Source organism: Proteobacteria bacterium CG1_02_64_396, assembly GCA_001872725.1.
In the GTDB taxonomy this organism is placed as follows: Bacteria; Pseudomonadota; MNWR01; order CG1-02-64-396; family CG1-02-64-396; genus CG1-02-64-396.
Map to the genome: position 1 here is coordinate 1 of MNWR01000006.1, position 9639 is coordinate 9639.

Genomic DNA, 9639 nt, shown 5'->3' on the forward strand with positions numbered 1-9639 from the left:
TCGCGCCGAGGGCGGCGCTCCTACCGCATTGCCTCAAACGCAATCGCGCCGGGGGCGGCGCTCCTACCGCGCCGCCTTAGACGCAATCGCGCCGAGGGCGGCGCTCCTACCACGTCGCCTCAGACGCAATCGCGCCGAGGGCGGCGCTCCTACCGCATTGCCTCAAACGCAATCGCGCCGGGGGCGGCGCTCCTACCGCATTGCCTCAAACGCAATCGCGCCGAGGGCGGCGCTCCTACCACGTCGCCTCAGACGCAATCGCGCCGGGGGCGGCGCTCCTACCACGTCGCCTCAGACGCAATCGCGCCGAGGGCGGCGCTCCTACCGCATTGCCTCAAACGCAATCGCGCCGGGGGCGGCGCTCCTACCGCGCCGCCTTAGACGCAATCGCGCCGAGGGCGGCGCTCCTACCACGTCGCCTCAGACGCAATCGCGCCGGGGGCGGCGCTCCTACCTTGTTGCCTCAAACGCAATCGCGCCGGGGGCGGCGCTCCTACCGCATTGCCTTAGACGGACGTTCCTGATTTTGGCGCCCCATCCGTGGGCCGCTCGGAAGCGCTGATTTAATCGGCGTTTCCGCGCAGCCCCCTCCCCAATCCCCCGCAAAATCCGCACAATCCCGCCCCCATTCCCTTTTCGTTTGGCACCCTGTCCCCATGCCCTCCATCCGACAACGCCTGCGCGACCTGGGCGCCCTGCCCGGCCATGAGAGGCTCGTACTGCGCCACTGGCTCCAGGGCGCCCCCCTCGATACCCGCAGACGGCGGGCCGAGGACTTCCTCCCCAAGTCTCTGCGCACCGCCCTGCCCGGACTCAGCGAGCGCTGGCACGACCTGGCCCGCATCCACGGCGAACACCCCGGCGAGGATGGATCGCTGCGCCTGCTGGTGCGACTGGCCGACGGCCAAACGGTAGAAAGTGTGTTGCTGCCTCGCGATGGGCTGTGCGTCTCGACCCAGGTCGGCTGCGCGGTGGGGTGTCTGTTCTGCATGACCGGCAAAAGCGGGCTGATTCGGCAGCTGAGCAGCGACGAGATCGTCGCCCAGGTCACCCTGGCGCGCGCCCGCCGTCGGGTCAAAAAGGTGGTCTTTATGGGGATGGGAGAACCGCTGCACAACCTGGACAACGTCATGGAGGCGATCGATCTGCTCGGCACCGAAGGGGGGATCGGCCACAAGAACCTGGTTTTCTCGACCGTGGGCGACCGCCCCCTCTTCGCGCGTTTGCAGGCAGGCGCCGTCAAACCGGCTCTGGCGATCTCGCTGCACACCACCGACCCGGCGCTGCGTCGCCGTCTGCTGCCCAAAGCCCCCGACATCGACCCCGCCGAACTGATCGCCCTGGGCGATGACTACGGCCGCGCCACCGACTACCCCATTCAGTACCAATGGACCCTGCTGGAGGGGATCAACGACACCGACGCCGAGCTGGAGGCGCTCGCCCGGCTGCTGGCCGGCAAATACGGGATGCTCAATCTGATTCCCTACAACAGCGGCTCGGAAATGGGATTCCAGCGCCCAAGCTGGGAGCGGGCCGCCGCGATGGCGCGCCACCTCCACCGCTGCGGGGTGCTGACCAAGCTGCGCCACTCGGCGGGGCAAGATGTGGAGGGGGGATGCGGGCAATTGCGGGCGCGGGCGCTGGGGGAATCGGCGTAAAGGGCTCCGCCGTTGGGTTCAGCGACGTGTCGCAACACCAACATCAGCTTTGCCCCACCCGCACCATCGGCTGTTGACAGCTCGGTTTGGGCCCCTTCATCCAGGGAATCCGCTGATGAAAGGCCTCCTGCCTTGAATCGGCACGCTTCGCAAAAACCAAAAGCAGAGCTTCGGCGACTTAGGTCGCCTCCTACGACAGCGCTATTTTGGCGGCCCAGCCGTGGGCCGCTCGGAAGCGCTACGACATTGGCGCCGCCCTAAAAAACGCAACAAAAAACCCCGGTCGATCCGAAGATCGACCGGGGTTTTTTAGTGGGTACAACATCCGGACCTTCCCGGCCCCGAAGGGCCGGTGGTCCGCCTTATGGTTATTACAGAGCGGCCAGGGCCGCGTTGAAGGTGGCGCTGGGACGCATCGCCGCTTCGGTCTTGGCATCGTCGGGGTGGTAGTACCCCCCCATGTCGACGGGGCTGCCCTGCACGGCGGCAAGCTCCGCCACGATCTTGTCTTCGTTCGCACTCAGGGCCGCAGCCAAGGGGGCAAAACGGGCCTTGATCTCGGCATCCTCATCCTGGTCGGCCAGGGCTTGAGCCCAGTACATCGCCAGGTAGAAGTGGCTGCCGCGATTGTCGAGGCTGCCCAGCTTACGGGCGGGAGACTTGTTGTTCTCCAGCACCTTGCCGGTGGCGACATCGAGCGCCTTGGCCAGCACCGCCGCCTTGGGGTTGTTGAACGCAGCCGCCAGATGCTCCAAGGAAACCCCCAGGGCCAGGAACTCGCCCAGCGAATCCCAGCGCAGGTAGTTCTCTTTCTGGAATTGCTGCACATGCTTGGGGGCCGAGCCGCCCGCGCCGGTCTCGAACAGGCCGCCGCCCGCCATCAGCGGAACGATCGAGAGCATCTTGGCGCTGGTGCCCAGCTCAAGAATCGGGAACAGGTCGGTCAGGTAGTCGCGCAGCACGTTGCCGGTCACCGAAATGGTGTCCTCACCCTTGCGGATGCGGTCCAGCGAGAACTGACAAGCCTCGGCCGGGGCCATGATGCGGATGTCGAGCCCGGCGGTGTCGTGATCCTTCAAATAGACGTTCACCTTGGCGATCAACTGAGCATCGTGGGCACGCTGTTCGTCGAGCCAGAAGATGGCGGGAGCTCCGGTGGCGCGGGCGCGGCTGACCGCCAACTTAACCCAGTCGCGGATCGGGGCGTCCTTGACCTGGCACATGCGGAAGATGTCGCCGGTTTCCACCGCTTGCGACAGCAGCTCGTTGCCCGCCTCGTCGACGATGCGGATGCTGCCGACACCGGGGGCCTCGAAGGTCTTGTCGTGGGAGCCGTACTCCTCGGCCTTCTGGGCCATCAGGCCGACGTTGGGGACGCTGCCCATGGTGCGGGGATCGAAGGCGCCGTTCTTTTTGCAGTCGTCGATCACCACCTGGTAGATGGTGGCGTAGCAACGGTCGGGGATGACCGCTTTGGCATCCTGGCGCTCACCGGCGGCGTTCCACATCTTGCCCGAGTCGCGAATCATCGCGGGCATGGAGGCATCGACGATGACGTCGTTGGGGAAGTGCAGGTTGGTGATCCCTTTGTCGGAATCGACCATCGCAATCGCCGGGCCGTTTTCGTAGGCGGCTTTGATGTCGGCCTCGATCGCGGCGCGTTGCGCTTCGGGCAGCTTGGCAAGCTTGGCTTCGAGGTCGGCAAACCCGTTGTTGAGGTTGACCCCCAGCCCGTTCAACACCGCGCCGTGCTTGGCGATGACGTCGGCGAAGTACACCGACACGATGTGCCCGAACATGACGGGATCGGAGATCTTCATCATGGTCGCCTTGAGGTGGGCCGAGAACAGCACCCCCTTGGCCTTGGCGTCGGCGATCTCTTGGGCGATGAATTCGCGCAGCGCCTTGGCGCTCATGTGGGTGGAGTCGATGACCTCGCCGGCCAGCAGGGGGGCTTCGCCCTTGAGGACGGTCGCCGCGCCGTTGCCGTCGACGAACTCGATCCGGTATTTGCAGGCATTGGCGATGGTGGTGGCGGTCTCGTTGCCGTAGAAGTCGCCGCCCTCCATGTGGGCGACGTGGGTCTTGGAATCGGCCGACCAGGCCCCCATCTTGTGGGGGTTGTTGCGGGCGTATTGCTTCACCGAAGGGGCGGCGCGGCGGTCGGAGTTGCCTTCGCGCAGCACCGGATTCACGGCCGAGCCGAGCACCTTGCCGTAACGGGCGCGGATCTCTTTTTCGGCATCGGTCTGAGGATTCTCGGGGAAGTTGGGGATGTCGTAGCCCTGGGATTGCAGCTCGGCGATGGCGGCCACCAACTGGGGGATCGAAGCGCTGATGTTGGGCAGCTTGATGATGTTGGCTTCAGGGGTCTTGGCCAGCTCCCCCAGCGCGGTCAGCTCGTCGGGAATCTGCTGCTCGGCGGTCAGGTTTTCGGGGAAGTTGGCCAGAATACGCCCAGCCAACGAAATGTCCCGAGCCTCGACCACAACGCCGGCCGCCTTGGTGAAGGCATTGACGACAGGAAGCAGCGAATAGGTCGCCAGGGCGGGGGCTTCGTCGATCTTGGTCCAGATGATCTTGGCTTTGCTCATTGCGGTGCCTCGATGGGGTTGGAAGGGAAAAAAGGAAAGGGTGTTAGCGCTATCGAAAAGGGGGGTCATTATTGATTTATTGATGTGGTCGTCAAGCAGAATGGCCCCGGAAAATCGCACGGAATCAGGTTTTTTTGGGTGTCGAAAAGGTCACAATTTTTGACGGTTCGTTCGGGATTTCGATCAGGGGCAAGCGGAGCAGACGAAGGGGAGGGTTCGGGTCGGGGGGCTGAATTTCAGAAGGAGGGGGCTGGGGTTTTGGCAACGCCTGAAGCGCCCGGAGACCGGACTCCTACCCGTGGATTTCTCGGGGGGGCGCTTTTACAGGGGCACCCCCGACGCGATTGAAGGGGAAAAACGCTCCGTCACGCACCCCGCCTCCCCAACCAAGCCGCCGCCCCCTCCCCCGCCACCCGACCACTGGCTAGACACGCGGTGAGCAGGTAGCCGCCGGTGGGGGCCTCCCAATCGAGCATTTCGCCGGCAACGAACAAACCGGGACGGCCCGTCACCATCAGGTTTTCGTCCAGAGCATCGGGCATCACTCCCCCAGCGGTCGAGATCGCCTCGTCGATGGGATTGGGGGCGATCAAGGTGAGCGGTAGATTTTTGATGCGAGCCGCCAGCGCCGCCGGATCGCCCAGCGCCTCCCCCCCCGGCAGTCCTTCGCGCAGCAGCGCCGCCTTGATTCCGGTGAGTCCCGTGCGCTTACGCAGCCAATTGCTCCAAGAGTCTTTACCCCGTGAATGGCCCAAGTCGCGTTGCAGCGCCTCCAACGAGCGGTCGGGGAGCAGGTCGAGATGCAGGGTTGCAACCCCTGCGGTCTCTTGCACATCGCGCAGCCAGGCCGAAATCGCGTAGATCGCCCCCCCCTCGATTCCCCCCGCCGAAACCACCGCATCCCCCCCCTGGCGATGTTCGATCCCCCTGGGGTCGCGGCAGGAGGCGACCACACCCTTGAGAGGGCAACCGGCAAAGCGGCCGCGCAGGTGATCGCTCCACGCAACCTGAAAACCGCAATTGGCCGGACGCAGTTCGGCCACCCCGATCCCCGCCGCACGCAGCCTCCCCACCCAAGCGCCGTCGGAACCGGTCGCCGCCCAGCTCCCCCCTCCCAACGCCAGGATGGTCGCCTCGGCGTGGACGAGCCGCTCCCCTTCGGGGGTCTGAAAACGCAGGGCGCCGCAGTCGTCCCAGCCGCTCCAACGGTGGCGCATATGAAATTGCACCCCCAGGTCGCGCATCCGGTGGATCCAGGCCCGCAGTAGGGGGGCCGCCTTCATGTCGGTGGGGAAGATCCGGCCCGAGGTGCCAACGAAGGTTTCGATCCCCAACCCCGCTGCCCAATGGCGCACCGTCTCGGGGCCAAACCGGTTCAGCCACGGCTCAACCCAGGAGCTCCGGTCGCCATAACGGGCCACAAAATGTGCCCAAGGCTCGGCATGGCTCAGATTCAGCCCCCCCCTGCCGGCTCGCAGCAGTTTGCGGCCCGGCGAGGGCATGGCGTCGAAGAGGTGGACCGCGATCCCGGCGCTCGCCAGTTGCTCGGCCGCCATCAAGCCGGCGGGGCCGCCGCCGATCACCACCGCTGGAACGGTCTGGACAGGGGTCATGATTCGAGGCTTTCGAGCCAAGCGAGCGCTTGGCGGTAGCGCGCCAGGCGCAAGAAATCGCGGGGGGCTGGGGTGGCCATGCGGGACAGATCGCTGTTGTCGATCAGGTCGGCCCGTTTCACAGCGCGTCCGATGGGATTGGCGGCGGCGCGGCGGACGAAGTCGAAGTAATCCTCCCCTTGCCGCTGGGTCACCGCGTCAAGGGCGGCCAAAACCGTGTCGTCGAAACCCTCGGCGCGCAGTCGCTCGAAATCCCAGCCGGGACAGTCCTCGACCACATCGTGGAGCGCCGCCACGATGCGGGCGGTATTTGAGGTTTGGGCCAGCATGACCCGCAGGGGATGGAGCAAATAGGGGGCGCCCGCCTTGTCGCATTGCCCGGCGTGGGCCTGGGCGGCGATGGCGACTGCGCGTTCGAGTGTGCTCACGAACTCCTCCAACCATCGGGAACAGCGTCGCTTCATCCTCCCGAAGTAGAGGCATCGGGGCAACAAAAAACCCCGGTGGGCTCAAAGCCGACCGGGGTTTTTTGATTGGAGCGGGTGATGGGAATCGAACCCACGTTAGAAGCTTGGGAAGCTCCTGTTCTACCATTGAACTACACCCGCATATGGCAGCGCATCCGCTCGCCCGCAGAGCCCGAAACCGCTGGATCCCTTGGGGGATGCGGATTCTAGGGAAAGAGCCGGTTGTGTCAACGGGGCGCGTTCAACGCCTGGAAGACAAGGTTTTTCAAGGATTGGAATTGTTATCTACCTTGGATGATCCCGATCTTGTAACCATCTGGATCCCCTCGCTGACTGTCGTGCCGTGTTTCATCGGCCCTGCCGTACGAACACACCTTGCGGCTCAGCGCGCCAGACCCAGGCGCTGGTCGGGCGCCACAGGCCATCGGACCCTCGTGGTCACAGTCACCCTAGACTCGGAGCGGGAAAACCCTGTCACCCCTGTTTAGAATGTGGAAAAACAACGTCGGGGGCGTCGTGCGTTGGGCGACCATTGGCTTGAAATGCGCCGTCCCAACGGCGCGAAGCCCCCAACCACTCATGTTCAAACCCACCCCCGTGTGCACTCGATGAAACCCCAGCGGCAGGATTTTGGTGGGGTGAGGGGGTGGTGACAACCGTGGAGCCGAAAAAGCCCCGCCCGGTGAACCGGGCGGGGCTGAAGCGCAAAGACATCAAAGAGCATCCAGCTTGGACCCTATTGTCTCTACTTGTCCTCAGGCCTAATCCAACCAAAAAACGCCTTCGACTCAGTGGTAACGTCGAGATCGACATACCAGGGAATTGTCGGAGGAAACATCGTAGTTGCCTCCCCAACTTGATTCACCACACGATCCGGATGGGTTCTAAACCCCATGGGCAATCCAGGGGAGGTCAAAATACCGGCCATATAACCATGATCGATAAAATTTGGAGCCAATGAAAATGGCATCCCCGGCACTGGCATTTCGTCACCGCCCACCACGCGTTGATCAAAAAAGTAAGGTGCTCGGGGAATGAGAGGGTCTGAATACATAGGACTCCATGTTGGAACCCCCGAAAGTGAACTTGCCGGATCGATCCCGGCAATTTTCGCCAGAATAGGGGAATAGAGACCAAAAGGGGGCTTTACTTGCCATCTATTACTAGTTGGATCTGGATGCTCACCTGTCTTGGTTGTCAAACTTAAATGACCATCTACAACATCTATGACGAGTGCAATATTTGCTGCATCTGACCATCCAAAACCTGGGGTAGAAACCCCCAACAAAATCCTCCAACTCTTGCTTGATTCGTATTGGGTGGCATAACCAATATCTCGATACACGCCCGATTGGACAAAAATAAAAGGTGATGATTTCGTGAAATCAGGAGTCATTTCTACTTGGTACACTTGTGCTGTTTGACTTTGGATTGACCTAGAAAATGTAGAGGTTGTTTTATCCCAAATATATGACGTTAATGAAACCGTTGTTCCCCCGAGCTCGATGGGAAGACCGCACAGGCATTCTCCTGCGCTATTTTGGTAAATATCACAACTATTTCCGGTAATATTATTTACGACAGAAAGAACACCGACCCCACTCGGTATGGGCACAAACTGCAGAAAACCATTTGGCGCTAGATCAGGCGCCATAGCTGAGCTTGTCCAGTTATCCATACTCTCGACTTGAACCGTCACAACGCCAGCATTACTGGCGCCAGTTGCAGGGGGCTGGTAGGCGGCATGAAATTGAAGCCTTGCCGTATCATCCCGAAGCGCTCGCATCACCGTACCATTCCAATAGCGGACATCATTCCACTCATGCAGAAAAACCTTTTTCCATGGCGTTGCAGTGCAGCCTGGATACGTTAATGATTTGATGCGCTCCGTCAGATTCGAAAGGATTGCAGCGCGTGAATTGGCACCGTTCAAATAATGCGCCACGAAATCGTGCCCGAAGAAATCGCTGGAACCCGCTCCAGCCATTCCAAGCCACGTCGGGGGAGGGGGGCAATAAACACCCAAAACATTGAGCGGACCAAAAACCCTTCTCGCCACTACATTAATCACCGAATCTTCAAGCACGGTGAAATGTTGGCCCTTTGGATCGGCAACCCGACCCGCTGGCGTGGCCACGGACACAATTGCCAAGCTTTGTTCCCATGCCGGATTGATGGCGAGCAATTGATCATATTCTTGGTTGGCATAAAGATTACCCTCGGAATGGGCAACAATCACCACACGGTAGTTGGCATCAAGATAGGTTTTGTACATTCTAATGTGATCGGCCATATCGTGATCGTAAATGGCTCGCAGAACGCTACCAGTAATTGCGGTTGCTATGGGTATGTACCAGTCCAAATATGCGGATGGAGAACGAAGAGTCACCCTACCTCCCAGCATTCTCCACAAATCGCTCGTATCATCCCCAAACTTGAGTGCATAGGCTTCAAGCAATTGGCCCAACGCATCGATTCCGGGATATTGGGAGTCGCTACGGGCGAAGGCCAAGTCATATTCAATTTGCTCACTTGGAAAACTCTGGGCCTGTGCTTGTTTAAAACGATTTTTTAGAGCATCCCTTGACTCAACGGACATGGGCCCTGAGTTAAACATTCCATTTCCATAAACAATGGCGGTTTTTGGCAAGCAGGTGGCCTTAGCCATAAAGGGCGCCAAACCAAATGCAATGAAGCATACAACGAGCAATATCCTGTTCATAACAGCCTCCTTTTAGTTTGATAATGTATTGGGGTCGAAATTACATGCCTCATTATCTGGCCCTTGATAACCTCGCAAAATCATCCCACTCAAATGTCTATCGGCCGCCAATACCGCCCTTGATCGCATCATCGTGTTCATGGCAATAGCATGCAAGTCCACAAAGGCAATATGTGCCTCCTTTGGTGTTGGTGCTATAAAATACAGGCAGCTTGATGCACGACTTGTTACACCAATATTTTGAAATGTATGATCAAAACTGAAAGACCCTTTCATATATTCTTGCAACGACACCGCCACCTGCCGCAACGCCATCCTCATCCGCTCCGAATTCGGATAATTCGTTTCGATCCAAATTTGAACGTCGTCCCGCACCCCATCGCCATCCGAATCGATCCCCTCCACGGTTGCCCTGCCTGCCGCGCCGGGATCGAGGGGAAGATTCGCGGTCGGGGGTGGTGCTGGGTTGGGCGTGGGAGCTGGAACCACCGAAGAGACAACGACCACCTGGGTTGCGGAGGTTTGATTGCCGTTGGTGTCGCTGGCCGTCCAGGTCACCAGGGTAGCCCCCACCGGAAAAGTGCG

General features: G+C 60.7%; 4 protein-coding genes and 1 tRNA gene. 1 reads left to right on the forward strand and 4 read right to left on the reverse strand.

Annotated elements, in window-relative coordinates; all coding sequences use genetic code 11:
* Positions 1–656 precede the first annotated feature (656 nt).
* Positions 657–1658, forward strand: a complete 1002-nt coding sequence (locus AUJ55_00285) for an rRNA methyltransferase (GenBank protein ID OIO61365.1) — start codon at positions 657–659, stop codon at positions 1656–1658.
* A 371-nt stretch (positions 1659–2029) separates the two neighbouring features.
* Here the strand turns inward: AUJ55_00285 and AUJ55_00290 are convergent, their stop codons facing one another.
* The 4 genes from AUJ55_00290 to AUJ55_00305 form a co-directional block, all read right to left on the reverse strand.
* Complete coding sequence (locus tag AUJ55_00290) at positions 2030–4252, reverse strand: isocitrate dehydrogenase (NADP(+)) (GenBank protein ID OIO61368.1); 2223 nt, start codon at positions 4250–4252, stop codon at positions 2030–2032.
* 365 nt (positions 4253–4617) lie between these two features.
* Positions 4618–5865 carry an NAD(FAD)-utilizing dehydrogenase gene (locus tag AUJ55_00295; protein OIO61366.1) on the reverse strand — a complete coding sequence of 416 codons (1248 nt, stop codon included), beginning with the start codon at positions 5863–5865 and terminating at the stop codon, positions 4618–4620.
* On the reverse strand, positions 5862–6293 hold the full coding sequence (locus tag AUJ55_00300; GenBank protein OIO61367.1) for a GTP pyrophosphokinase: 432 nt from the start codon (positions 6291–6293) through the stop codon (positions 5862–5864). The genes AUJ55_00295 and AUJ55_00300 overlap by 4 nt, the downstream gene beginning before the upstream one ends.
* A gap of 106 nt (positions 6294–6399) precedes the next feature.
* Positions 6400–6473, reverse strand: a tRNA-Gly gene (locus AUJ55_00305).
* Positions 6474–9639: the final 3166 nt, after the last annotated feature.

Bases quoted from the DNA above. Each gene is read 5' to 3' on its own strand.
- AUJ55_00285 (OIO61365.1), top strand. From the start codon at position 657: ATGCCCTCCATCCGACAACGCCTGCGCGACCTGGGCGCCCTGCCCGGC.
- AUJ55_00290 (OIO61368.1), bottom strand. From the start codon at position 4,252: ATGAGCAAAGCCAAGATCATCTGGACCAAGATCGACGAAGCCCCCGCC.
- AUJ55_00295 (OIO61366.1), bottom strand. From the start codon at position 5,865: ATGACCCCTGTCCAGACCGTTCCAGCGGTGGTGATCGGCGGCGGCCCC.